Origin of the sequence: Shewanella sp. 6_MG-2023 (genome assembly GCF_030547195.1) — a bacterium.
Taxonomy (GTDB): Bacteria; Pseudomonadota; Gammaproteobacteria; order Enterobacterales; family Shewanellaceae; genus Shewanella.
Genome location: NZ_JAUOQU010000037.1, coordinates 1 through 26,060, shown reverse-complemented (window position 1 = coordinate 26,060; position 26,060 = coordinate 1). Strand labels below are relative to the sequence as shown.

Annotated in this window: 21 protein-coding genes and 1 riboswitch; of the genes, 12 read left to right on the top strand and 9 right to left on the bottom strand. The window is 40.4% G+C overall.

Annotation, left to right across the window (positions count from 1 at the left end):
• Positions 1-7 precede the first annotated feature (7 nt).
• Together Q4533_RS17425 and Q4533_RS17420 are read left to right on the top strand one after the other, a co-directional pair.
• Positions 8-664: a 3-oxoacid CoA-transferase subunit B gene (locus Q4533_RS17425; protein WP_102436292.1), complete on the top strand. Its 657-nt coding sequence runs from the start codon at positions 8-10 to the stop codon at positions 662-664.
• A gap of 598 nt (positions 665-1,262) precedes the next feature.
• A complete protein-coding gene (locus tag Q4533_RS17420; RefSeq protein ID WP_303503539.1) occupies positions 1,263-2,279 on the top strand; it encodes a DUF4238 domain-containing protein in 1,017 nt (338 codons plus the stop codon).
• A 426-nt stretch (positions 2,280-2,705) separates the two neighbouring features.
• Here Q4533_RS17420 and Q4533_RS17415 read toward each other — a convergent pair whose 3' ends face one another.
• The 4 genes from Q4533_RS17415 to Q4533_RS17400 form a co-directional block, all read right to left on the bottom strand.
• Complete coding sequence (locus Q4533_RS17415) at positions 2,706-3,212, bottom strand: hypothetical protein (RefSeq protein WP_133126595.1); 507 nt, start codon at positions 3,210-3,212, stop codon at positions 2,706-2,708.
• A 636-nt stretch (positions 3,213-3,848) separates the two neighbouring features.
• Complete coding sequence (locus Q4533_RS17410; protein WP_102477004.1) at positions 3,849-4,193, bottom strand: FKBP-type peptidyl-prolyl cis-trans isomerase; 345 nt, start codon at positions 4,191-4,193, stop codon at positions 3,849-3,851.
• 610 nt (positions 4,194-4,803) lie between these two features.
• A complete protein-coding gene (locus Q4533_RS17405; protein WP_102440648.1) occupies positions 4,804-5,205 on the bottom strand; it encodes a hypothetical protein in 402 nt (133 codons plus the stop codon).
• Positions 5,206-5,357: 152 nt separating this feature from the next.
• On the bottom strand, positions 5,358-5,873 hold the full coding sequence (locus tag Q4533_RS17400; RefSeq protein ID WP_303503536.1) for a DUF1097 domain-containing protein: 516 nt from the start codon (positions 5,871-5,873) through the stop codon (positions 5,358-5,360).
• 415 nt (positions 5,874-6,288) lie between these two features.
• On the opposite strand from Q4533_RS17400, the gene Q4533_RS17395 reads away from it, so the two are divergent.
• On the top strand, positions 6,289-7,626 hold the full coding sequence (locus tag Q4533_RS17395; protein WP_303414403.1) for a coproporphyrinogen III oxidase family protein: 1,338 nt from the start codon (positions 6,289-6,291) through the stop codon (positions 7,624-7,626).
• A gap of 419 nt (positions 7,627-8,045) precedes the next feature.
• Positions 8,046-9,836: an acyl-CoA dehydrogenase C-terminal domain-containing protein gene (locus tag Q4533_RS17390; protein ID WP_303503533.1), complete on the top strand. Its 1,791-nt coding sequence runs from the start codon at positions 8,046-8,048 to the stop codon at positions 9,834-9,836.
• Between the two features lie 236 nt (positions 9,837-10,072).
• On the opposite strand, the gene Q4533_RS17385 is transcribed toward Q4533_RS17390, so the two are convergent.
• Positions 10,073-10,651 carry a thymidine kinase gene (locus Q4533_RS17385; RefSeq protein WP_076540377.1) on the bottom strand — a complete coding sequence of 193 codons (579 nt, stop codon included), beginning with the start codon at positions 10,649-10,651 and terminating at the stop codon, positions 10,073-10,075.
• 304 nt (positions 10,652-10,955) lie between these two features.
• On the opposite strand from Q4533_RS17385, the gene Q4533_RS17380 reads away from it, so the two are divergent.
• Positions 10,956-13,097: a M3 family metallopeptidase gene (locus Q4533_RS17380; RefSeq protein ID WP_102476999.1), complete on the top strand. Its 2,142-nt coding sequence runs from the start codon at positions 10,956-10,958 to the stop codon at positions 13,095-13,097.
• 455 nt (positions 13,098-13,552) lie between these two features.
• Here Q4533_RS17380 and Q4533_RS17375 read toward each other — a convergent pair whose 3' ends face one another.
• The 3 genes from Q4533_RS17375 to Q4533_RS17365 all read right to left on the bottom strand — a co-directional run bounded on the left by Q4533_RS17375 (position 13,553) and on the right by Q4533_RS17365 (position 17,492).
• Positions 13,553-15,109, bottom strand: coding sequence for a Na+/H+ antiporter NhaC family protein (locus tag Q4533_RS17375; RefSeq protein ID WP_102476998.1), 1,557 nt, complete (start codon positions 15,107-15,109; stop codon positions 13,553-13,555).
• A gap of 77 nt (positions 15,110-15,186) precedes the next feature.
• A riboswitch (Lysine riboswitch) is annotated at positions 15,187-15,407 on the bottom strand.
• Between the two features lie 409 nt (positions 15,408-15,816).
• On the bottom strand, positions 15,817-16,740 hold the full coding sequence (locus tag Q4533_RS17370) for an electron transfer flavoprotein subunit alpha/FixB family protein (protein WP_303503531.1): 924 nt from the start codon (positions 16,738-16,740) through the stop codon (positions 15,817-15,819).
• A 2-nt stretch (positions 16,741-16,742) separates the two neighbouring features.
• Positions 16,743-17,492, bottom strand: a complete 750-nt coding sequence (locus Q4533_RS17365; RefSeq protein WP_102440655.1) for an electron transfer flavoprotein subunit beta/FixA family protein — start codon at positions 17,490-17,492, stop codon at positions 16,743-16,745.
• A gap of 453 nt (positions 17,493-17,945) precedes the next feature.
• On the opposite strand from Q4533_RS17365, the gene Q4533_RS17360 reads away from it, so the two are divergent.
• The 6 genes from Q4533_RS17360 to Q4533_RS17335 all read left to right on the top strand — a co-directional run bounded on the left by Q4533_RS17360 (position 17,946) and on the right by Q4533_RS17335 (position 23,698).
• Positions 17,946-18,350 (top strand): H-NS family nucleoid-associated regulatory protein, encoded by a 405-nt coding sequence (locus Q4533_RS17360; protein WP_076540367.1) that lies wholly within the window; start codon positions 17,946-17,948, stop codon positions 18,348-18,350.
• Positions 18,351-18,485: 135 nt separating this feature from the next.
• Positions 18,486-18,881 carry an Rcs stress response system protein RcsF gene (gene rcsF, locus Q4533_RS17355; protein WP_303414390.1) on the top strand — a complete coding sequence of 132 codons (396 nt, stop codon included), beginning with the start codon at positions 18,486-18,488 and terminating at the stop codon, positions 18,879-18,881.
• 270 nt (positions 18,882-19,151) lie between these two features.
• A complete protein-coding gene (gene tsaA / locus Q4533_RS17350) occupies positions 19,152-19,898 on the top strand; it encodes a tRNA (N6-threonylcarbamoyladenosine(37)-N6)-methyltransferase TrmO (RefSeq protein WP_102477014.1) in 747 nt (248 codons plus the stop codon).
• Between the two features lies 1 nt (position 19,899).
• On the top strand, positions 19,900-20,544 hold the full coding sequence (locus tag Q4533_RS17345) for a DapH/DapD/GlmU-related protein (RefSeq protein ID WP_102440662.1): 645 nt from the start codon (positions 19,900-19,902) through the stop codon (positions 20,542-20,544).
• A gap of 138 nt (positions 20,545-20,682) precedes the next feature.
• Positions 20,683-22,398 (top strand): proline--tRNA ligase, encoded by a 1,716-nt coding sequence (locus Q4533_RS17340; RefSeq protein WP_102531073.1) that lies wholly within the window; start codon positions 20,683-20,685, stop codon positions 22,396-22,398.
• 172 nt (positions 22,399-22,570) lie between these two features.
• Positions 22,571-23,698 carry a patatin-like phospholipase family protein gene (locus Q4533_RS17335; RefSeq protein WP_303503528.1) on the top strand — a complete coding sequence of 376 codons (1,128 nt, stop codon included), beginning with the start codon at positions 22,571-22,573 and terminating at the stop codon, positions 23,696-23,698.
• A gap of 154 nt (positions 23,699-23,852) precedes the next feature.
• Here Q4533_RS17335 and Q4533_RS17330 read toward each other — a convergent pair whose 3' ends face one another.
• Positions 23,853-24,389 carry a YfaZ family outer membrane protein gene (locus tag Q4533_RS17330; protein WP_102440659.1) on the bottom strand — a complete coding sequence of 179 codons (537 nt, stop codon included), beginning with the start codon at positions 24,387-24,389 and terminating at the stop codon, positions 23,853-23,855.
• Positions 24,390-24,717: 328 nt separating this feature from the next.
• Here Q4533_RS17330 and Q4533_RS17325 point away from each other — a divergent pair, with 328 nt between their 5' ends.
• Entirely contained in the window at positions 24,718-25,206 is a 489-nt protein-coding gene (locus tag Q4533_RS17325; protein ID WP_102440660.1) for a glutathione peroxidase, read from the top strand.
• The last annotated feature ends 854 nt before the right edge of the window (positions 25,207-26,060 follow it).

Genomic DNA, 26,060 nt, shown 5'->3' with positions numbered 1-26,060 from the left:
CAAGATCATGGCTTTATCAAGAGAACAACTTGCTCAACGTGTAGCGCAAGAAATGCAAGACGGCTTTTACGTTAACTTAGGTATCGGTATTCCGACCTTAGTGGCTAACTACATTCCTGCAGGCATGAGCGTGATGCTGCAATCTGAAAACGGCCTATTAGGTATGGGCGAGTTCCCAACTGAAGACACCATTGACGCCGACCTCATCAACGCAGGTAAGCAAACAGTCACCGCAGTTGATGGCGCATCATTTTTCTCATCGGCTGAAAGCTTTGCCATGATCCGTGGCGGCCATGTCGATTTAACCGTGCTCGGCGCTTTTGAAGTTGATGTAAACGGCTCAATCGCCTCTTGGATGATCCCAGGTAAATTGATTAAAGGCATGGGCGGCGCCATGGATTTAGTGGCAGGCGCTGACAATATTATTGTCACCATGATGCATGCTGACAAAAAAGGTAACTCTAAGTTATTACCTTTATGCGAGCTGCCATTAACCGGTTATGGCTGCATTAAACGTGTCATGACAGATTTAGCCTTTATGGAAATCAAAGACGGCGCATTTCACTTATTAGAACGTGCTCCAGGTGTGAGTGTTGAAGAGATTCAATCTAAAACTGCAGGTAAGTTAGTCGTGCCAGAGCATGTACCAGAAATGGTGTTTTAACTTCTAGCCAAAAGTTAATGTGTTGGCTTTTTTAAAATCAAAAGCGAGCTTCATTGGAGGTTCGCTTTTTTGTTTGGTGTGATTTAAGTTTTATTTGAGAGTGCACCAAACTGCGTTTGGATTGATTGAGGTTTAAAAGATTAACGTCGTGGCGCTTCGCCCACACCAGACGAAAGGGAAACAACAGCATTTCCCTTCTCGATATCCCTTGCCGCTCCAACGAAGTTATTCTGAAAAACGAATAAGCTGCGGTCTTATTCGAAAATAACTAACGCTTACGATGGGGCGTCCCTTCCCCTCGAAAGCTAGCCAGACATCCATGTCTGGACTTACGTCATTTTCTTCAACGTCCACAGCAACTTCAAATGGAGATGGTTGAACTAGCAGGGTCTGTTGTTACTTTTGAGGTTTAACCATATAGCTAATGCTTATCAAGCATTAATGTGCTCATATACACTTTGTAGAAATGACATTTTGATGGCTAATAAAATCAGTTATTCTTTATATCATTAGAACCTCACCCGTTAATTCGTTCTAATAATGGAATAAATGGGTTTTAAACTTAAAAAAAATAAATCAATTTATTGCAGGAGAGACTATGAAAAAACAAACAAAAAAGAATCATTTTAGCCCTGTATTTGCTAATCAACATTGGACCAATGAAGAAAATGGTTGGCATTATAAATATTATTATTATTGCCCTCATAGAAAATGTGTTGTGGATTCACACAAAGATAAAGGTAAAACGGCATGGGGATATGAACTCAATTTATATTCACAGGAGTTGGAGGATAAGCTTGATACTGAAATCGAGAATAATACCGCTCAAATTTACGATAAGCTTTTAAATGAAGAAACTCTAAATACTGATGAAAGAATGAAGTGGGGACAATTTATTATTACCCAATCTATGAGAACTCCAAGTTTTTTCAGATATCGCGAAGAACTTGAAAAATCAAGTGATGTAGATGATTCCTTTAAAGAAGATATTATTGGCTGCCAATGGTGCGAAGATAATAAATATATAGCATCTCGAAACTGGATAATTCTCGAAGCTGCCGAAGGTGATTTCTTTGTTCGAACTGATAACCCTGTTTATATGACAGGCTTTCTCCGTAACCCAAATACAACGATATTTTATCCTTTAAGTCCTAAAAAGTGCTTTGTTGCTTGTTCATTTATTGAAATACAGCTAGCTCTTATAGGAAGCAAATTACCTTTCCCAAAACAAGAAGTACTTAAGTTAGAGAAAGGTAACGCATATAAAATTAATTTTGACCTCATAAAATCAGCTTCGACCTCTTTAATAGTTGCAAAAAATGACAACAATAACGTCATCAGCAAGATGAACCTTGAGTTTCTAGGGGCCTTTCCACAGATACCATTTATGTTATCTTCTGCAGAAAATGATTATGCAGAATCGATTAAAGTTGAGCAGTTAATACAATTAATGTCATGTACCGATGGGGTTGAATACCCAGGATATAGAGACTACGAGCTAAAGCCCTTTTATGGTATTGAATTTTCAATAGGGATAAATCCATTCTCTGTTTTTGGTGTTACTAATCAGCAGTTAAAAAAGTTAAACCCCGATATTGAAATAGGAATAGAATAAGTTAGGCAAATATCCAAACTTCAATTAAACCTGCTGATTCAATGATCTCCGTTGGAAGTTGCTGAGGGCGTTGAAGAAAATAGCGTGAGCCAGACATGGATGTCTGGCTAGCTTTCGTTTGGCCATGGATGGCCTATCGAAAGCGTCAGCTATTTTCGAATAAGACCGAAGGTGACAACTTCGCCGGAGCGGCATGGGTGATCCAAGAGGGGGATTCCTGTTGTTTCCCCTCTTGGTCGGGTGTGGGTGGATAACCCACGACTTTGACTTTAGCAACCGACAGGTTGTAATCAATTCAATCAAAAATTCAGCCACTAAAAAAGGAAAAATAAACATTGGAGTCACTGATAAATTAAACTAGATAATCCCCATTGAAAGTGTCTGAATGCGTTAAGCTAATTTACATGATGTAGACAAGCCATTGCATTAATCATAAATCGCTTGCCGATATGTTGAATCAAAGCCAACTAATAATTTTTCGACATAAAGTAGATTAATCTCATTTGGCTTGAAATTTTTCCCCGCCGATATTTTGTCTCTGTACTTAATAAGAGCTTCTTTATCTCGCATCAAAAATGCGATATTCGCATTCACAAAGTCATTCCACATTAAAGGAAAATCATCCAAATCTTCCTCAATATCGATGACAGAGTTTGCATAAACAATTGCAGCTTCATATTCACCATTAAAGGCTTTCATTTGCGCTAAATGCCATCTTAAAGAGCTTCTTTGAGATTGATTTGCAATGATATATAACTCTAAAAGTTCAGCAGCTTCTTTAAAGCAAAACATCCTCTCAAGTGGGCGAAAGCCGTTATTCTCAGTTTGATCGAACTCTTCATATGTAAAAGCTAACTCATTTTGAATTTTGCTTTTTAGCAAAATTTCACATTCATCAGCAAGTAAATCACTAGAGGTAATCAGCACTAACATGATAATTAATCTTTTAAGCATAAGTTTGAACCATATCCTTTGCTTCATAAACTTAACAATATGATAAGAATATAGAATATTCACATTAGAGTAAACTAATTAGAAAATCTCCAATTTCACCTGCGGATTCAATTATCTCCGTTGGAAGTTGCTGAGGGCGTTGAAGAAAATAGCGTGAGTCCAGACATGGATGTCTGGCTAGCTTTCGTTTGGCCAAGGATGGCCTATCGAAAGCGTCAGCTATTTTCGAATAAGACCGAAGGTGACAACTTCGTCGGAGCGGCATGGGTGATCCAAGAGGGGGATTGCTGTTGTTTCCCCTCTTGGTCGGGTGTGGGTGGATAACCCACGATTTTGACTTTAACAACCGACAGGTTGTAATCAAATCAAACCAATCAAAACTCATCCACTAAAAAGGAATACCAATGTATTCCCAATTCAGCCAATGTGGGTGGAAAACCCACGACGTTGACTTTAGCATCCGTCAGGTTGTAATCCAATCAAAGTAAGCTGAATTTAAAAACCAGTTAGCCCTGCTGATAGGCTAGCCATAAACAACAATGGCAACATTACTGTTGCCATTCATCATTCACTACAATGCTGATGATTAATCTCAGCAGTTATAAAGTACTAATATTAATCATCACGGGTTAGCACTTCTAATAATTCAATTTCAAAGAATAGATCAGAATTAGGCGGGATTTTATCGCCAATTTTGCGCTCGCCATAACCAAGGTGAGCAGGGACTGACAGTTTACGTGTTCCGCCGACCTTCATTGGGTTGTCGCCAATAATACCTTGATACCAACCTTGGATAACCCGTTTAGCGGTGATCACCACTTGAAATGCTTCTGAGCTATCAAATACGCTGCCATCGGCTAATTTACCGGTATATTTACAGGTGATTAATGCACCTTTTTCTGCGGCTTTGCCTTCACCAACCGTGATGTCGGTAATATTAAGTTCTGCAAGGGAGGTCATACGAATGCCTTTTCTATAAAATAATGTCGCTATGATAACAGCAAATTGACTCAATTCAGATGCTAAAAATAACTCATAGTCAGTATTTTGCAGCGTTTTTCATCGCTAAATGCTGTTGTAAACATGCTTAGATACTGCCAAACGTTTTTAGCCTATCTTCATTGTCGCTGGGGTAATGACCGCCATTGTTAAATAAGTGGGATCAAGAAAAATGGTTCTTAGAAAAGTAAGAGGCGGATTGCTGTTGTTTCCCCTCTTCGTCGGGTGTGGGTGGATAACCCACGACGTTGACTTTAGCAACCGACAGCTTGTAATCCTGCCACTAACTCTCAATCACCAATCACCAACACCAATCACCAATCACCAATCACCAACACCAATCACCAATCACCAATCACCAATCACCAATCACCAATCACCAGCTATCAAGTTACATCCAACCAAACAAACCATCAAACAAACCATCAAACCATCAAAAATCAGCCACAAAAAAGGGAATACCTTGGTATTCCCTACTTCACTAACTCACTAGCTAAAGCTTTGATTACAACTTTAACCAAAACGATGGCAACAAATCTCAACTTAGCCATTCAATCGGCAGATTGAAAACCTAGAAGTGATATCTCACCCCAGCAATGGCTTCTAATTTCACTTTAACATCATCAAGTATATACAAGGTCGGTTGTGCTTCAGCAAAAAAGGTAAAACGCTCCACTTTAGCGTGAGCACCAAACACCGCTCTAGCACCTAACTGAATATCATCTTTATGTGAGTCAGCAATTTTACCCCCAAGGCCCCAATAAAAATTTGGGTTATCTTGGAAATTAAAGGTTCTATCCATAGTAAAAGATAACTCGTCAAATCCAACACCAATCTTGTAATCATCAATTTTGACATTGATACCTGAATCACTACCCACCATTAAACCCACTTGTGGCGCGGCGTTAACTGATGAACTGCTAAAAAGACTGAATAAAGCGATGAGGGTTAAAGCCAGTGTTACGGATCTCATGTGATACCTTGCTAGATGCTAAATGGGGCAACATCCTAGCGAGTTAGCACAAGGGAGTAAATCAATTTGTGCTAACTCAATGACAAAAAACACTATGTATTAAAAGTATCAAAAACAAAAAATACTGCTTTTACAATGGTTTACTAACAGGCTTATAACTCTTTCGCTACATTATTACTAGCGGCATCAACTGATTTATTTACCGATAAACCTTGAAACTTTTCAGTCAAATTAATCAACTGCCCCGTCAATAAACTCATGCTGTAACCCAGCATAGCGCCAATTAACAATGGCGGTAATATTGCAGCAATATCGCCTCCCATGGCAAAAGTGACACAACAGCCAATAAATGCCCCAGGAATGAATGCCAGCTTTTGATAGCTTGCCTGTAAACACATTGCTGAGGTTGCGATAGCTGTAAAGAGGTAACCAAATGTCGGTGACACAAACAAGCTACTGCCAGCAATAATTAACCAGCCCCAAAATACACCTGATAAATTAGTGCTCATGGCCATGAACATACCTTTTATGCCTGATTCAGCCTGAGCAAAAAAAGTACTACAACTTAAAAAGCCAATCCAAGTAACTAACTGAAATACATCGGCCACACCAGCCCATAATCCCGCCAAAAGCCCTGCTGAAATGGCTATCTGCCAACGATGTTTCATAGTTTTCCCCTTGCACATAGTTTATAAAATAAAATGAAGAGTTCTTTAAAAAATACAATTGCGCATAATGTACGCTATTTGCAGCCTGAGTAAAAGTGATCACACACGTGTTTTAATTAATTGCCCACCTGCCGCAACCACAGCGTTAGCACTATATTCAATATTAGTGATTCAAAATAAACTATTAACCACAATGAAAATTAGGAACGGTTAACGACTTCGTACAAAAAAACAACAAATAATCAAAATCTTGCAGTCTGCAACTGCTACAAGAAAGTGATAACCATCAAACTTTAGTAACAAATTACCCTCTAATTTGTAGATATTTGTATTTTCATGCTTCAGCCGACATTTATCACCACTGGAGTCCATTAGTCTGGTTATATTAGACATAATGATATCAATGAGGGCTTTAATGAAATCCACTCTCTCAACCTCAAGGTTAGACCTTGCAACCAATAGCCTCGACTGGGTTATGGGTCAAACGATTAAACGCTCTTTAAGCTTGAAAAATGCGGTTGAAGTTGATGTTGACGCCAAAGACTATATCCCTGAAAAACCCATCGAAACCCTCTATATTCACATTCCTTTTTGCCATACTTTATGCCGTTTTTGCTCATTCCATAAAATCAAATTTGTTGAAGGCATTGCCAGAGAGTATTTCAAAGCCCTGAGAAAAGAAATTAGAGAAGTTATTGCCAAAGGCTATACCTTTAACCGGGTTTATATTGGCGGTGGTACTACGACCATTTTAGAAGATGAGTTGATTAAAACCATCGAGATGATTAAATCGATCACCACGGTACGCGAGGTCTCTTGCGAAAGCGATCCAATCTACTTTAAAGAAGGCAATCCACATTTACTTAAAGGCTTAGTGGATAGAATGTCCATTGGGGTGCAAAGCTTTGACGATAAGATTTTAAAAGCCAGTGGCCGTTTTGAAAAGTTTGGCTCGGGATTACAGCAAGCTGAATACGTTAGCCGCGCCATTGAGGTCATCCCCACTGTAAACCTCGATATGATGTATGGCTTTAAGGTGCAAACGCCTGAGTCAATTGCTTGGGATCTTGAGCAAACGATTCGCTTAAGCCCTGATCAAATTACTACTTATCCACTGACTATCGGCATTGGTAAAAACCGTAAAAAAGCAGGTAGCCTTGCAGGTGAGCCTAATGAGCTTTGGCCGCAATTTCTAGCTGTTAAACAAGCGTTAGGTGACAAGTACATAATGGAGTTCCCATGGACATTTAGCCGTAATTTTGGCCAACCAGTTGAAAACAAATATGTGCTCGACGGTGAAGATTGCTTTGGGGTTGGCTCTGGTGCCTTTGGCCGCTTTGGCGAGCAATTCAACATTTCCAGCTTTGATATCCCAACCTATATTGAGCGTATCAATGCCGGCCATAGTGGTACCTGTTATACCAAACCTCTTGAGCAAAAAGCGCTAATACAACATCACTTAATGATGATGATGGGTCATGGTGTATTAGATAATCAACAATTTAAAGCCCATACCGGTAAAACATTGTGGCAGGCATTTCCCTTAGAAATGAGTTACTTGCATGCAGCTGGGGCAATAAAGAAACAAGGCAGTAACTACCGCACTACCACTGAAGGGCAATTTATTGCGCTGAAAATGTTCTCCGGTTTCTTAGCGGGAATGGACTATCTGCGCGAGCAAGCAAGGGAGTTGCCGTTATCACAACAGCAAGACCGCGAATTAACTGAATCAGTACTTACGTGCACTAACTAAATGCTATAACTAGGGCGATAAACGTGGTTTTGAGTTAAACTTTAGCAGCCATTGCCACAATACTGAATCGATGTAGCATTCACAGGGATGTGAGTGCTAGTTTCAAATCAATCACTCAAATCAATCACTCAAATCAATCACTCAAATCAGCTTTAATTCAAAACTAGCTCAATACAACCCATTGACTATATTACCTATTAGCATAATAGAAGCACATCAATCTCACTTTTCAATAGCCATCCACATTCAATAACGACACCTGACGCTATAATTGCCGCTGTGAAGTTAACAAACCGCCGATAAATAATTACTGAGTTTTTGCTCAAAGTTAGTTATGGTTAAACACCTGTTTAATTCTTGAACATCAATTCTGTCACTATGCGAGTAAGCACAGAAATATCATAAGAAAGGATCCTATTATGCCGATTTATCAAGCCCCCCTTAGAGATTATCAATTCATATTATCTGAATTACTTAATATTTATCAGCAACCTAACTTATCAGGTTTTGATGAAATCGACCCTGAGCTTGCTGATGCTATTTTGCAAGGCGTGGCCGATTTCACTACCGAGATTATGTTGCCGCTTAATGCTTCAGCTGATCTTGAAGGTTGTCAGCTTGTGGATGGCAAAGTGATTACCCCAAAAGGATTTAAACAGGCGTATAAACAATACGTTGATGATGGTTGGGCCACATTAACCTGTGATCCTGAATATGGCGGTCAAGGCTTACCCGAAGTTATTGGCACCTTTGCCACCGAAATGAAAACCGCCACCAATATGGCCTTTGCCATGTACCCAGGGTTAACCCATGGTGCTTACTCAGCTATCCACGTTCATGGTAGTGATGCACTGAAACAAAAATACCTTGCCAAGCTGGTCAGTGGTGAGTGGACTGGCACCATGAATTTAACCGAGTCTCATGCTGGCACTGATTTAGCTTTACTGCGCACTAAGGCAACCCCAGCTGCAGATGGCCAATTTGCCATTAGCGGTGAAAAAATATTTATCTCATCTGGTGATCATGATTTAGCGGAAAATATTATCCACCTTGTATTAGCAAAATTACCTGATGCACCTGATGGCGTAAAAGGCATATCTTTATTTGCTGTGCCTAAGTTTATGGTTAACGATGATGGCAGTTTGGGTGAAGCTAATAGTTTATCTGCCACCGGTCTTGAACATAAAATGGGTATTCATGGTAACTCCACCTGTGTGATGCATTTTGATAATGCTCTAGGTGAATTAGTCGGCGCACCTCATCAAGGTTTAAAGGCAATGTTCACCATGATGAATCAAGCCCGCTTAGGCGTCGGCATTCAGGGTTTAGGCGTGTCTGATATCGCTTATCAAAACGCATTGGAATATGCTAAAGGTCGCATTCAAGGCCGCGCGTTATCTGGTGCTAAACAACCAGAGCAAGCCGCTGACTCTATTTTAGTTCATGGCGATGTGCGCAGAATGCTGTTGTCGCAAAAAGCATTTAATGAAGGCACCCGCGCCTTAATGGGCCAGCAAGCGCTTTGGCTAGACTCTGCTGAGCGCCATACTGATCCCGCACAAGCAAAACAAGCTTCAATGCTGGCAGCGTTATTTACCCCAATAGTAAAAGGCTTTGTCACCGACCAAGGCTTTAAAGCCTGTGTTGATGCGCAGCAAGTTTATGGCGGACACGGATATATTAACGAATGGGGCATGGAACAATTTGTCCGCGATATTCGCATTGCGATGATTTATGAAGGCACCAATGGCGTACAAGCATTGGATTTAGTTGGCCGTAAATTACTCTCAGATAAAGGCGCTGCACTGACATTGTGGTCAGGGATGGTTAAACAACTCATCCAAGAAAACAGCGCCAATGCAAACATGCAGCCTTACATTGCCGGCTTAATGGATGCGGCAGGCGATTTAGAAAAAGCCACTGGCTTTATCGTCAAATCTGCCAGCACTAATCCAGATATTATTGGCGCAGCTTCTATGGCCTACATGCAGTTATTTGGCATCACCACGCTGGCGTGGATGTGGACCCGTATTGCCGCCACCTCGTTTGCAGCTATTGAAGCTGGTACTGAAGAAACGGAGTTCTATAAAGGCAAACTTAAAACCGCTCAGTTTTATATGAGCTACTGGGGCAGTCAGACTCGAAGCTTACGCAAGCAAATTGAAGCAAGTAGCGAACATATTGCCAGCTTTGATGAAGCGGATTTTTAATCGCAAATAACGATACATTCAAACTACGCCCTAATAATATCTGAGTTACTGGGGTAGCCAGGCTCGAAGTTTACCTAAGCAAATTGAAGCGAGTAGCGCATATTGCTAATTTTGATGAGGCGGATTTTTAACGCTGCTTTGTAAGTAACTACCAAAAACAAGTCCAAACAAAAACAGCGCCTATAAATCAATATAGGCGCTGTTTTATTTAAGAGTAACTCGTTAACTGCAACGAACTAGTCCCAAAGAAATTCTCTAAAATGCTTACGGCATACCGACTCGTAACTTTCGTTACCGCCAATGGCAACTTGCTCACCATCACGCATAGGCTTACCGTTGCCATCCAGTCTTAACACCATGTTGGCTTTACGGCCGCAATGGCAAATAGTTTTAAGTTCTACCAATTTATCAGCCCAGGCTAATAAGTATTGGCTTCCGGTAAACAATTCACCTTGAAAGTCGGTTTTTAAACCATAGCACAGCACTGGAATATCAAAATTATCAACCACATGGGTTAACTGCTTAACTTGCTCTTTACTTAAAAATTGCGACTCATCAATTAATATGCAGTGCAGCTTTTGTTCAGCAAGTTGCTTTTCAATAAAATAAGCAAGGTTATCACCATCACTAAAAACATGGGCTTCGGTTTCAATACCAATACGAGAAGCCACTTTGCCAATACCATAACGATCATCAATTGACGCTGTCATGACTAAGGTATTCATTCCACGTTCACGGTAGTTGTACGATGATTGCAGTAGCGAAGTTGATTTACCTGCATTCATTGCAGAATAGTAGAAGTAGAGTTGCGCCAAAACGGTGTGTCCTTATGGTTATTTACCGTGGCAGTTTATCATTTTTTCAGCAGCGAAATAAGCGTTAGAATAGATAAACTCATGTCGGTATCACAAAAAATCATCTCTGTGCAGCTGCGCTTTTGAGCTAATCACCTCTCGCAGCAGTAATTACATGTTAAATCCAGTTAACATGTCACATTTATTAAACAGTTAACGTTAAAAAAGCCATCATAGTTCACGCTTTTTGTATTACTTCAGATACGATTAAGAAACAATTGATAGATTGTTTGAACAATAAAATATAATAGGAAGTCTAAACACTATGCATAAAACACTTGTTGCTGCAGCTATTGCTGCCACAATCGTCGTAGGTGGATGCTCAATCTCAAATACTGATACAACCCAAGCTGAAAACGTCACTATGATACAAGCAGATAATCCTTTTTTTGCTCCAAGCAGCTTGCAATATCAAACCCCTAATTTTGCTGACATAAAAAATGAGCACTTCTTACCTGCGCTTGAGCAAGGTATCAATGAGCATTACCAGCAAATCTTGGTTATTGCTAACAATCCAGCGCCTGCAACCTTTGAAAATACCATTGTTGCCATGGAAAAAAGCGGTGAACTATTAGGCCGTACATCGAAGGTTTTTTATAATTTAACCGGTTCAACAAGTAACCCTGAGCTACGTAAAATACAGGGCATTATGGCGCCTAAAATGGCAGCCCATTCTGACAACATTAATTTAAATGCTGCACTTTTTAGCCGCATTGAACAGATTTATAACAGCCGTGAAGGCTTAGAAATTAGCCCTGAAGCAAAACGCTTAATTGAAGTTTATCATCAACGTTTTGTTCTAGCGGGCGCTAAACTAACAGAAGCGCAAAAACAGCAAATTCGTGTATTGAATGAAGAGCAGTCAACCTTGACTAACGAATTCTCACAGCGACTAATGCGCTTAAGTAAAGAAATCGCCGTAGTCGTTGAGGATGAGTCAGAGCTTGCGGGTTTATCAGCAACCGCCATTAAATCAGCAGCCATTGATGCCAGTGCAGCAGGCCATGAAGGTAAATACTTACTTAGCATTACCAACACCACTCGTCAGCCTGTATTAGCCCAACTAGACAACCGTCAGTTACGTCAACAAGTATGGCAAGCATCTGCTAACCGCGGTTTAACGGGTGACAATGAAACCGCTTCTTTAGTGGCTCGTTTAGCGCAACTACGTGCCGAAAAAGCCCAATTACTGGGTTATGACAGTTGGGCAGATTACCGCTTAGCGCCACAAATGGCCAAAACCCCAGATGCGGTTTATAAGATGTTTGGCTCAATGGTGCCTGCTGTAGTTGAAAACACCCAAAAAGAAGCCGCAGACATACAAGCAATGATCACCAAAATGGGCGGCGACTTTACCCTTGAACCATGGGATTGGGCTTATTATGCCGAGCGTGTACGTAAAGAAAAATTTGATTTAGATGAGGCATCAATTAAGCCTTATTTTGAATTTAATCGTGTACTGGAAGATGGCGTGTTTTTCACTCTTAAAGAATTGTATGGCGTGACCTTAACACCAAGACCTGATCTGCCTGTTTATCACCCTGATGTAAAAGCGTATGAAATGTTTGATGAAGATGGCAGCAGTATGGCTATCTTTTATGCTGATTACTTTTCTCGTGAAGGTAAACGTGGCGGCGCTTGGATGAACTCGTTTGTGGGTCAGTCTGAGTTATTAAACAACAAGCCTGTGGTAGTTAATGTGATGAACATTAAGAAAGCCCCTGAAGGTCAGCCAACATTTGTGAGCTACAGTGAAGTCACCACCATGTTCCATGAAATGGGCCATGGTACCCACGGTATGTTCTCAAAAGTTACTTACCCATCACTTGCGGGCACCTCAGTATCACGTGACTTTGTAGAGTTCCCATCGACATTTGAAGAAGACTGGGCAGCGCACCCTAAAGTGCTGGCTAACTATGCTAAGCACTATGAAACAGGCGAAGTCATTCCTGAGGCACTACTAGAAAAATTACTTGAGTCTCGCAGCTTTAATCAAGGGTTTGACACCTTAGAGTATATGGCGGCAGCACTAGTTGATTTAGAGTGGCATTCACTTGCTGCTGATGTGCCATTACAAGATGTGGCGAGCTTTGAAGCAAGCGCCCTGAAAAAACACGGTGTTGACATTAAAGCGGTACCACCTCGTTACCGCTCAAGCTATTTTGCTCACGCTTTCCCGGGCGGCTACTCTGCAAGTTATTACGCTTACATGTGGAGTGAAATCCTTGCAGCTGATGCCTTTGCTTACGTACAAACTCAAGGCGGTCTAAACCGTGAAATTGGGATGAAGTATCGCAAAACCATTCGTGAAGTGGGTAACTCAGTACCACCAATGGATGCGTATAAAGCCTTCAGAGGTCAAGAGCCGACGACTGATGCATTACTTGAGCGTCGTGGTTTAAACTAACGCTATTAGAACCTTGTGGCTTAACATCATTTAAGTTTGGTTAAAGCTAATTTTATTTAGCACTTAAACTTAAATCCTAAAAATGCCGCTCATTTGAGCGGCATTTTTTTATCTCAATTTTCACCTAGATCCGAGTACGCTGATTAGCAGTACTTGTTAATCCCTATAATTGCTAACCCTTGTACTCACCATTGACAGAAACCGTCATTCACTCACAGCGCTAATCGCTGCTTCTCTTCGCTAACAATAACTGCTGCATAAACAAAACATGTGAGCTTAAACCTTTGAGGTTCACTCTAGTGATTCGACTTAGATATTTAGCTTATATATACCACTTTATTATGCAGCCTTGATTTTAAAACATAAAAAATGCCGCTCATCTGAGCGGCATTTTCATACAAGTTAGCTATATCTAAAGTTCGCGATAAGCTTAAATCAAACCGAGTTAGCTTACGCTATTTAGTGATCAACTTCAGTCCAATAACGCTTAATACAAATAGCACACTACAGGTGACCAAGCCCATGGCCACTGACGCGGTAAAACCTAATACACCGTAGCCAATAATACTAATGACCGCCACGATTAACGCATAAGGTAATTGCGTCATTACGTGATCGATATGGTGACAACTCGCCCCCGTTGACGACAAGATAGTGGTATCTGAAATCGGTGAACAATGATCGCCAAATACTGCACCAGATAACACGGCTGCAAGCATAGGTAACATCATAGTGCTATCACTGCCCATCGCCATATCAGCTGCAATTGGCAACATGATACCGAAGGTACCCCAGCTGGTGCCGGTTGCAAATGCGGTTAGGCCTGCTAATAAAAATAATACTGCAGGTAGCATCGCAAATGGAATATTGCCTGTGGCTAAACTGGCCATGTATTTACCGGTTTCAAGGTTGCCAATAACCGTTGAAATCGTCCAAGCAAATAACAAAATATAAATGGCAGGTAGCATTGATTTAGCGCCAAGTTTGATGCCAGTGAACACCATAGGCAGAGCAATTTTTTGCTTCACAGTTAATACTAAGGTGACCGCTAACCCTACCAGTGAACCGTAAAATAGTGACGAGCTCACTTCAGTATTTTCAAATGCTCCTAAAATGCTAAAAGGTAAATCATTAGCTGATAATGCATCAGCGCCTGACGCCACCATGAAATAGAAGGTTGCCGCAACTAACACTAATATAGGTAAGAATAAGCCAATGATTTTACCGGTTTCCGCTTCTGGTAAATCGGCTGTGGCTCCTGGTGGTAAGCCTTTAGATTCGTCGAACAACTCACCCTTTTGGGCATTTTGTTCATGCTTACGCATTGGGCCAATATCTAAACCAAATAACGCCACACACACCAATAATAATAATGCAAAAATGGCATAAAAGTTCATTGGGATCATTTGCAGGAACACACTTAAATGCCCTGTATCAGCAAAGCCATGAGCCGTTAAAATCCCGCCGATCAGGGCGATAATGTACGCCCCCCAGCTTGAAACAGGCGAGATAACACAAATTGGTGCCGCTGTTGAATCCAATAAGTAGGCTAATTTAGCCCGTGAAATGTGGTAACGGTCGGTGATTGGACGTGCAATAGATCCCACCACAATACTGTTAAAGTAGTCATCAATAAACACTACAACACCAAGGAAGATAGTCATCAACTTGGCATCACGTTTATTGCGAATACGTTGATGAGCCCAATCAGCAAAGGCGCGAGCTGAACCACTTACCGTGATTAATGCCGTGATCATGCCCAAAATCACCAAGAAACCTAAAATTTGTAGGTTCCATGAATTGAGCGCGCCATCATCCCAAACTAGACCCGTGACGGTAGTCAGTAAATTTGAGGCTGCAGCGCTAACTGAAAAATCACCGAGTAAAAACACCCCGGTGATAATACCTAAGCCCAATGAAAGTAAGACTCGGCGAGTTAATACTGCGAGCAAAATAGCCACTACTGGTGGCAAAAGCGAGAGAGCCGAATCGGCGTAACTTGTTATCATCATTTCTTATAATTTCTTCGTTGAGTACGAATGGAGAATAACTGATAAGGCAAGTTTACGTTGAATACGTAAACGAAATTCTTTTCAGTAGCACTCCACAGTAATATCAATATCGTTGTCGATATATATTCTTCTACCCTTTCGGATAGAAATTACCATGACAGTGCAGTCCCTTTCGGTAACTGCCCCAATAAATGGTTTTGATAGAATCCATTTACTTCGGCACTAAATCCTTTCCGAATAAGTTATTGGCATCACCCAACTCACCCGTACTGATACTTAATGCACCTCTACTTATGCTAACAACAGAAAGGCTCTGTATATCAACACCCCATCATACAAACATAAGCAGTAGCATCATTGCCAGATAAAACTTGATTATCTTGTGATATATAACATCACAACTAAAACCGCGCACATTGACGCAGCACTAGTGTAACCTTTTATTAGCAAGGGTTCATATTTAACGCAGTGGTAATTTTTGCTCACTGATAGAACAGCACCGCAAATAACAACGCATTAGTATAAATTGGCAGCAACTATCTACGGAACATTAAAAAAGGCTTTTACCTCTCGGTAAAAGCCTTTTAGTGCCGTTTTTTATTAGTGGATATTAACTCACTAAAAAACTAGCGTAGCCATAATCCTATTATAAAGAGCATTATTTAGGACTCTTATTTAGGGCTCTAATTAAGGGCTCTAATTAAGGACTATAGCAAATTAGTTAGCTCAGGGATCGCTTCAAACAAATCAGCTTCCAGACCATAATCTGCAACCTGGAAAATCGGCGCTTCAGGATCTTTGTTGATTGCCACAATGACTTTAGAGTCTTTCATACCAGCAAGATGCTGAATAGCCCCTGAGATACCTACAGCAATATACAGATCAGGTGCGACAATTTTACCAGTTTGTCCTACTTGTAAATCATTCGGTACAAAGCCAGCATCAACAGCTGCGCGCGAAGCACCAACAGCAGCAGTTAATTTATCAGCAAGCGCTTCTAAAATAGCAAAGTTCTCACCACTGCCCATACCGCGGCCGCCGGAAACAATCACCCCAGCACTGCCAAGCTCAGGACGCTCTGATTCAGTTAATGTTTGCGAAACAAATTCTGCCGCTGCTGTGGCAACAAAATCAACCATAACCGCTTCTGCACTGCCGTCATTGGTTGCGGCATCAAAAGCACTGGTTCGTACTGTTAGCACTTTAACCGCATCTAAACTTTGCACTGTCGCTAATGCCGAACCGGCATAAACAGGACGCACGAAGGTATCTGGGCTTACAACTTCAATCACTTCAGAAACTTGCGCCACATCTAATAACGCCGCGACTCGTGGCAGGGTATCTTTACCGACACTGCTAGCCGCAGAAATAATATGTTCGTAATCACCTGCAAGGTTAACCACTAACTGTGAAAGGTTTTCTGCTAGTTGCGCTTGATACACAGCATTATCAGCAACTAATACCTTGCTTACGCCTGTTAATGCTTGCGCTGCGGTAACTGCTGCAGCGCAATCACTACCAGCAACTAACACATGCACATCACCACCAATGGCAACCGCTGCGCTTACTGCTTTAGCGGTATCTAATTTTAAGCTTGCGTTATCATGTTCAGCTAATACTAAAATAGTCATAATTAGATCACCTTCGCTTCATTTTTTAACTTTTCAACTAATTCAGCCACTGAATTCACCATGATGCCAGCTTTACGCTCAGCTGGAGGGGTGACTTTTATAATGGTTTGATGTGCTTTTAAGCTTACGCCTAAATCATCAATTGAAAGTGTCTCTAATGGCTTACGCTTAGCTTTCATAATATTAGGTAATGATGCGTAACGAGGTTCATTTAAACGTAAATCAACCGTAACCACCGCTGGTAATGGCATTTTTATTGTTTGTAAGCCGCCGTCAATCTCACGGGTTACTTCTGCACTGTCTGCCGTTAATGTTAGCTCTGATGCAAACGTTGCTTGAGGCATATTCGTTAATGCAGCTAGCATTTGACCGGTTTGGTTATTGTCGCCATCAATAGATTGCTTACCAAATATCACTAATTCTGCTTGTTCTTTTTCTTGAACCGCTTTTAAAATTTTAGCAATCGATAACGGCACTAACTCGTCATCAGTCAGGACATGAATAGCACGGTCGGCACCAAGCGCCATCGAGGTACGTAATTGTTCTTGAGCATTTTTAGCTCCAATAGTGACCACAACAATTTCCGTAACACTTCCTGCTTCTTTCAATCTTACAGCTTCTTCAACTGCAATTTCACAGAATGGGTTTAACGCCATTTTCAAATTAGCAGTATCAACATTTGTGTTGTCAGCGTTTACTCTGACCTTCACATTTGCATCGACTACGCGCTTTACAGGCACCAATACTTTCATGGGATTTCCTTTTACACCTTCAATGTATGTGGACGGCACATTGGTTTTAACCAATGTAATATGGCTCAACTTTACGGCCTGTTAACGTTAACGTCAACCTAAGTCAAACACTTGTTTATATTTTTTTTGGCTCAATGTGCGTTTAAAAGAACTGACATCTGCACAATTTATATTAAATAAGGTACCTAAAAGGTAGATTAATTAATTTTTATCTACTTATTGATGATTTTATTTGATCCATTCAGATTTAGTTTCTATTATTAATGACTATTCAAGTAAACTTATTTTTTTACTATTAAATATTGTGCTTTATTGACATGCTTAATGGTCAATTAAATTTGACACTCCAATGCTAAATAATTAAGCAATGTAGCGATTTTGATAGGTATTCTTTAATCTCTAAAGCATTACTTGAAAACTTATTATTTAATAACCATTAGGATGCACATTGATATGAGTGACTTTTTAGAAATACTAACCCATGGTCGTCGTTTTAAAGCTGCAGTTAAAGAGTTGTCTGTAGAAGATTTACGTGAGCTTTCAGTAAAGCTTGAAAAAATCATTACAGAAAGAGAAGAAGACGAAAAAGCAGAACAAGAAGCCAATGCAGAAAGAAATGCACGCATTGCTGAAATTCTAGCGCAAATTGAAAACAGTGGTTTATCAATTGAAGACTTAGGTGAAGTATCAATTAAGCCTGCACCAAAAAAACGTGCGCCGCGCCCTGCTAAATACCAAATTGAAGTTGATGGCGAATTAATCCAGTGGACGGGTCAAGGCCGTATGCCAACTGTGTTCAAAAACCAAGTTGATAATGGCAAAACAATGGAAGACTTCTTAATTCCTGGTATGGAATAACACTTGCTGTTTTGACATCCTTCATATAGAAAAAGCTTACTTTGGTAAGCTTTTTTCTTATCTGTATTCTATTCCCACCTGCTAGCAAGCATTGTAAACTATACTACATTCACCTCTTTTGAATTAGGCTTTACTATGAACGTTTCTCGTCCTGTTTTTTCTTTAGCTATAAGCTCAGCAATATTATTATCTGGTTGTGCTAGTGAATACACTTTTAATAGTAACCTAGACGCTAAGGCAATTGATGACTATTTCAAACCTGGAAATGTGGTTCTATATAAAGAGAACCAACGCCCTAAAGGGTCATTTGAGGTGTTAGGCCTAGTTGAAGGTGAATCATGCCAACAAACTGCTGATGGGGTTCCTGCAAGCATTGCAGATGCGAGAACCGATGCACGAAAACAGGCGGTCGAGCTAGGTGCCAATGGGCTAATGATCAAAAAATGCCTATTAACAGAACAACAGGTCGACAGCTGCTACAGCCAAGCAATTTGTGTCGGCCAAGCAATTAAAACCGCTACTGAGCAGTAGATACTTGTTAATAATTTAGTATTAGAGCAACCGACTATTAATGGCTAATGGTCAAAGAAATTAAACCATCAGGCTAGGTGTCTAAGTCATTTTATTTATGCTGTTATCCGAAGCATTTTAAAGACGTTAACACCCGCTTTGCTTAAAACCTTACATTGGCTAATGGCTCTTTAGTATTAAATTAACAAAGCATTGAACATTTATTCGGTTCAATGCTTGATTATGCCCCCTCTTAATTTATTAGTAACAACACTTGACGGTTTCTTAGACATGAAAACAGATCCTAACGCGCAAAACTTTAGCTCTCAAATAGAGGCCGTCGGGTATTGTCGTACCCCTTACAAACAAAAGTTTGGTATCCCAAGACAACCAGGGTTGGTAAATATTAAAGGTGTTATTGAATTAGCCCCTCAAGTCAATAACCTTGATGCGGTTAGAGGTATTGAACAATATTCACACTTATGGCTGCTTTTTTGTTTTCATGAAAACCTACAGCAAGGTTGGAAAAATACCGTCAGACCACCAAGATTAGGTGGCAATGAAAAGTTAGGCGTATTTGCCACCCGCTCTACATTCAGACCTAATGGTATTGGCCAGTCAGTGGTTAAATTGCATAAGGTTATTCAGAAAAATGGCAAAGTTTGTCTTGAAATATCCGGCATGGATTTATTAGATGGTACCCCCATTATTGATATAAAACCTTATATTCCATTTTCTGACTCAATAGAAAGTGCGACAGGTGGCATCGCTCAAGATGCGCCAAAATTAATTGATGTACAATTTTCAAGCTTGGCAAAAGCGCAAATTGACGCCCACTCATCTAAGCTCAATAACAGTGATTTAATTCAACTTATTACTGACGTGTTAGCTCAAGACCCTCGACCTGCTTATAAAAAAGCCAAAGCAGATCCAAAATTATATCAAGTGGCCTTATATGATATTGATATTTTTTGGACCGTCACTGAGCAGCAGATTAATGTTATTGAAATTAAACCCACCAGCGTTGGTCAAAACTAATATGAAGTCTGATTTGAACAGCACCCTTGATACAAACAAAAGTCCTGATTATCAAACTCAGCATAAAAAACGTTTATCTTGGATGCCGTGGTTGTATTTTTCCTTAAAAGACAAACAATTTACCTGGGCTAAACCCTGGCAAGATGAAGTTCAGCAACAATTTGAGCAGCTTGAAACCATTAAGTTTGGTCAGCAGTGTTTTATCGCCCCCGAAGCCAATGTGTTTGCAGAGCCTGGGCGCAATATAACTATGGGAAATCAATGCATGATTGCCGCCGAGGTGTTTTTACATGGGCCGATAACCCTAGGCAATGAAGTGGCCATTAATCATGGCTGCTCTTTTGATGGCGGTCGCTGCGGCATCACCATTGGTGATAAAACCCGTATCGCCAATAACGTCACGATTTATGCTTTTAACCATGGCATGTCAGCAGAGCAAGATATCTATCAACAACCCAGTCAATCAAAGGGTATTGTCATTGGCCGTGATGTATGGATTGGCGCCCAAGCTGGCATTGTTGATGGGGTTACTATTGGCAACCAAGCCATTGTTGGCATGGGTAGTATTGTGACCAAAGATGTTCCCGAATTTGCGATTGTTGCCGGTAACCCTGCCAAAATCATTGGCGACCGACGCGATAAATAGTTGCTTTAATTTATCGCCCATATCATTTTGCCATAGCCCTATGGCTATCTTTGTCAGGTATCGCTTAATTATCTGGTGACTTCATCGTTACAGGTGATAAAATGTCGCACATTAATAGCTACTAAGTGGACATTGGGAATGCGAGTTAGCAAGTACCTGCTTTCAACACAAAAAGAAACACCTGCAAATGCAGAAGTCATCAGCCATCAATTGATGTTACGTGCCGGCTTTATCCGTCGTAATGCATCAGGCCTTTATTCATGGTTACCGAGTGGTTTACGTGTATTACGTAAAGTCGAAGCCATTGTTCGTGAAGAAATGAACAAAGTCGGTTCTATTGAAATTTTGATGCCCCTAGTACAGCCGGCCGATCTTTGGGTTGAAACAGGACGTTGGGAAAAATTTGGTCCTGAATTGCTCCGCTTCCAAGATCGTCATAACCGCGACTTCGTTTTAGGCCCAACCCATGAAGAAGTGATTACTGATTTAGTCCGTAAAGAAGTGAGCTCTTATAAGCAATTACCACTGACATTATATCAAGTACAAACAAAATTCCGTGATGAAGTCCGTCCTCGTTTTGGCGTGATGCGTGCACGTGAATTTTTGATGAAAGATGCCTATTCTTTCCATTTAACCCAAGAGTGCATGGATAAGACTTATGCAGACATGCATCAAGCATACTGCAACATCTTTAATCGTATGGGTCTTGCTTTCCGTCCTGTTATTGCTGACACGGGTTCAATTGGTGGTAGTACCTCACATGAGTTCCATGTTCTTGCTAACAGTGGTGAAGACTTGATCGCTTATTCAACTGAAAGTGATTATGCCGCAAACATTGAAAAAGCAGAAACTGCAGCACCAACTGGCACATTAGCCGCACCAACACAGGAAATGACTGTCGTTGATACGCCAAATGCCAAAACCATTGCTGAATTAGTTGAGCAGTTTGAACTTGAAATAACTAAAACAGTTAAAACCCTGATTGTTAAGGGCGCAACTGAAGATGCACCATTGGTAGCATTAGTTATTCGTGGCGATCATGAGTTAAACGAATTAAAAGCTGAGAAGCATGAGCTCGTTGCCTCACCACTTGAGTTTGCCACTGATGCTGAAATGGTTGCAGCTGTAGGCGCAGGTCCAGGTTCAATCGGCCCTGTAGGCCTTGAAATGCCTATTATCATTGACCGTGACGTCGCGCTAATGAGCGACTTTGCTGCTGGTGCTAACCAAGAAGGTAAGCATTACTTTGGCATCAACTGGGAGCGCGATTTACCAATGGCACAAGCGATGGATATTCGTAACGTGGTTGAAGGTGAAGCAAGCCCAGATGGTAAAGGTGTTTATGCGTTTGCACGTGGTATTGAAGTCGGTCATATCTTCCAACTTGGTACTAACTACTCAGAAGCAATGGGCGCAACCGTACTTGATGAAAACGGTAAGTCAAAAGTGATGCAAATGGGTTGTTATGGCGCTGGTGTTAGCCGTATCGTTGCCGCTGCAATCGAGCAAAACCATGATGACCGCGGTATGAAGTTACCTGAGTCACTGGCGCCGTTCACTGTGGGGATTTTACCGATGAATATGCATAAGTCTCATCGCGTAAAAGACATGGCTGAGCAGCTTTACGCAGACTTAAGTGCCCAAGGCATTGAAATCTTATTAGATGACCGTAAAGAGCGCCCAGGCGTGATGTTCAATGACATGGAGCTAATTGGCTTGCCTCATGTAATTGTTATTGGCGATCGTAATATCGATGCTGGCGTGTTTGAATATAAAAACCGCCGCACTGGTGAAAAACAAGATATCCCGTTTGATCAGATTGTCGACTTTATCAAGTCAGCAATTAATGGCTAATCATTCGCTTTAAAACTATGCCGTAAAAAACGCACCTTTTAAGGTGCGTTTTTTTTGGTTTTCATTTCATATTTTACATGTAACTACTGTCGATTATGTTATTTTGATTGGTATAACCAGTTATTGCTATACATACTGATATCATCAGCTTATCAAACAGAGGAGAGCATAGTTGTCAGATTCAATTGCACTGGTATTAGGTGGCGGTGGCGCACGGGCTGCGTATCAGATTGGCGTGTTAAAAGCGCTAGTTCAGCTTTATCCGCGTAATCATCATATCCCGTTTAATATTCTAAGTGGTAGCTCAGCAGGTGCAATTAACGCAACGTCATTAGCTACCCATGCCTCTTGTTTCCATTTAGGGGTTCGCAAACTTGATTGGGTTTGGCGGCACTTTGAAACCCATAAAGTCTACAGTTCATCGTTTTGGAATGTATTAAAACACTTATCAAAAATGGCCTTAAAAGGGCTACAAAGTGATAAGGTCAATACCGAAGCGGGCAGCCTGCTTGATAATCAGCCATTACGAAAACTACTGAATCAATTAATCGATTTTCAGCGTATTGAACGCAACATCGGTAGTGGCGCTTTAAAGGCCATTAGCTTAGATGCATCAAGTTACAATGACTCATATTCCTACAGTTTCTATCAAGCTAGCCATCATATTAACGACTGGCAACGGGCAAGAAGACAAGGTACCCGCACCACATTAACCACAGATCATTTGATGGCGACCTCAGCTATCCCATTGGTTTTTCCATCGGTAAAATTAAAACAAGCCTATTTTGGTGATGGCTCAGTACACCAATTGTCGCCGTTATCCAGCCCGATACATCTAGGAGCCAGAAAAATTATGGTGATCAATCTAGATAGCCCTCATAAACAAAGGCACAGTGATATAGATGCTCACCCAAAAACAGCAACCATTGCAGGTCATTTACTGGATACCATTTTCTCAGACACTTTAAACAGTGATTTAGAACGCTTAGAGCGGATAAACAGCACCTTAGACCTTATTCCACCCGCCGATGCTAAGCTGGTTAATTTGCGTAAAATTGACACCTTAGTCATTAAGCCCAGTGAAGATTTAAGTGTTATTGCCGCGCGCTACTTTCAAGACTTACCTCTCGCCATCAGAATATTATTGAAATTTATTGGCATTAATCGTCAATCAGACTCAAGTATCGCGTCATACTTATTATTTGAAAAATCCTACACCAGTGCCTTAATTGATCTCGGTTATAAAGACGCTATGAACCAAATGGATACCATCAAAACCTTTTTTGAACTGGAAACCTAAATAGGCTTCTTGGCTAAATGATTAGTGCAGCACGACTCACTTTGAGATGAACTCACTGCCAAATACGCTGCTATTACAAATAATAAAAAGCAAGTTGCCACGCAACTTGCTTTTTTTGGTGGAGAGTGTTTCCACAGGTGCCGCTTAATAAGTATTAGAAGCGTGAAGTGCCACCAATATAGAAACCATCTTCAAAAGCACGATCTGAACGACCATCATACTGGAAGGTCATATTTCTATAACCGAAAAAAACCGCCATATTAGGGTTAAAGTCATACTGCACTTTTCCACCTAATTCGGTGTAACCATCGACATCCGAAAAAGACAATACTGACGGCGCATAATAAGCATCAGCATGCAGCGATATTTTATTGCCTAGCGCAAAGCCATAGTGTCCACCGACGGCAATGACACTGCCATTAGGACTATTATCAAACCAAACACTGGATAACTTAGGGCCAATTTCAATTGAATGCGGACCAGTTTGATGGGTCATATGCATGGCAAACTGCGCCAAGTTACCCTTTTTATCTGAATACACATAACCGGCTTCAAGATTAACATTAGGGTTAATATTGGTCTTAATGTCAGCAGATACCACGTGCTCACTGAGCCCTAAAGAAAACTCAGTAGCATTAACATTGACGCAAAACACACTCGCTGCAATAACAGCCATCATTTTTTTATTCATTTATAACCTCAAACCTAAGTGCTTATGGGCCAAGATTATACTGAGCTAATTAATTAGTCTTTATAAAAAGGCCTAACACGAGCGCCTAGATGGATTAACACACAATTAAACCACAACCAAGTTACAATAAATAAGAGTTAGCAATACCTGTAAGTTAATATATCAAGTCGCGGTTGAGTATAACTTAATCGGTAAAATTAACTGCTCTCGTTGATGGCAAGCCCAGATCAGCTTATGCGTTTATTAAATTCGTATTTTAAATTGTGCACAATCCAATTTGCAGTTATGATAAAACTTAAAAGTATTATTATCGTTTTAGGAGTTGACCATGAGCCAAACATTTTATCAGCAAAGCGCAGTAGACATTCAAGGTAACACTGTATCCATGGATCAATTTAAAGATCATGTGGTATTGGTTGTTAACACCGCTAGCGAATGCGGCTTCACCCATCAATATAAACCCCTTGAGCACCTGTATCAGTTATATAAAGAGCAAGGTTTAGTGATATTAGGGTTTCCATGTAACCAGTTTGGCTCCCAAGAAAAAGGCGACGAAGCTACCATTAGCAAATTCTGTGAACTGAATTTCGGGGTTAGTTTTCCATTATTTAGTAAGGTGGACGTTAATGGCGCCAATGCCGCACCTATCTATCAGTTTCTTAAGTCTTCAGCTAAAGGGTTGCTGGGCAGTGAGTCAATTAAGTGGAACTTCACTAAATTCTTAATAGACAAAGAAGGCAAGGTGTTAAAGCGTTATGCACCGACCATGAAACCTGAAAATTTAGTAGAACAAATTGAGTATCTACTGAAAAAGTAATAGTTACCGCATTAAATCGACACTTAATGTATTTTTAATCTACTGATTTAATTGCATAAAAAAATTATTGATAAAAAATATAAAAAAATTGATGTTTTTTTGAACTATTTCACTTTGAGATGCTCATAGTATATAGACAGTGTTTTCACTTTCATCATCTCCCTGGGACTTCTAGCGCGGTCCCTTTGATCTCAAAGTGGATCAATAGGCAATCGTTTGATTGCCTTTTTTTATGGAGCTAATTTTTGATGAGACTGGTTTGTTAAAGCAAAGTTTATAAAGCACCCCTTAATCCTGACGATGTTCGTCATAAAAGAACAATAAAGGTTATCACAAAAACCCAATAAAAACAGATACATAAAAATGTATCACTTTCGATCATTCTAAATATTTAAAAAATAATAAATTTTATTGAACCATTTGCAGCTTAGCCTCTCTTAGTAATGTAGCTAGTCAGTAATAGGCTAACCCCTCATCAAGGTTATTTCGATACTGAGCTTTTATAGATTTAATCTCCCCAATTATTTCGCTACTCGAATTTGGTAACTCTTTTTCATCATCACTCCCAATTGGGACATTGCTAACACGCTAGCGCACCGTTAACAGTGACCCGCATAGAAATACTTCTGGCAATCCACTGGGTTGCCATTTTTTTTGCGCCAAGTTTATCTCAGCTTGAATATGACCTGAGATTAAACACCAATTCAAACTGCTGATTTAAAACTAAATTGCAGTAATAAAATCCAATCAAGCCAGCTAGCCAAAAAAACTTTAAAATAATTTACCGCGGTAATGAACTTTTTTGAAATGAGCCACTCTGAGTAACTGTAGCAACGAGGTAATGTGCTTTTAAG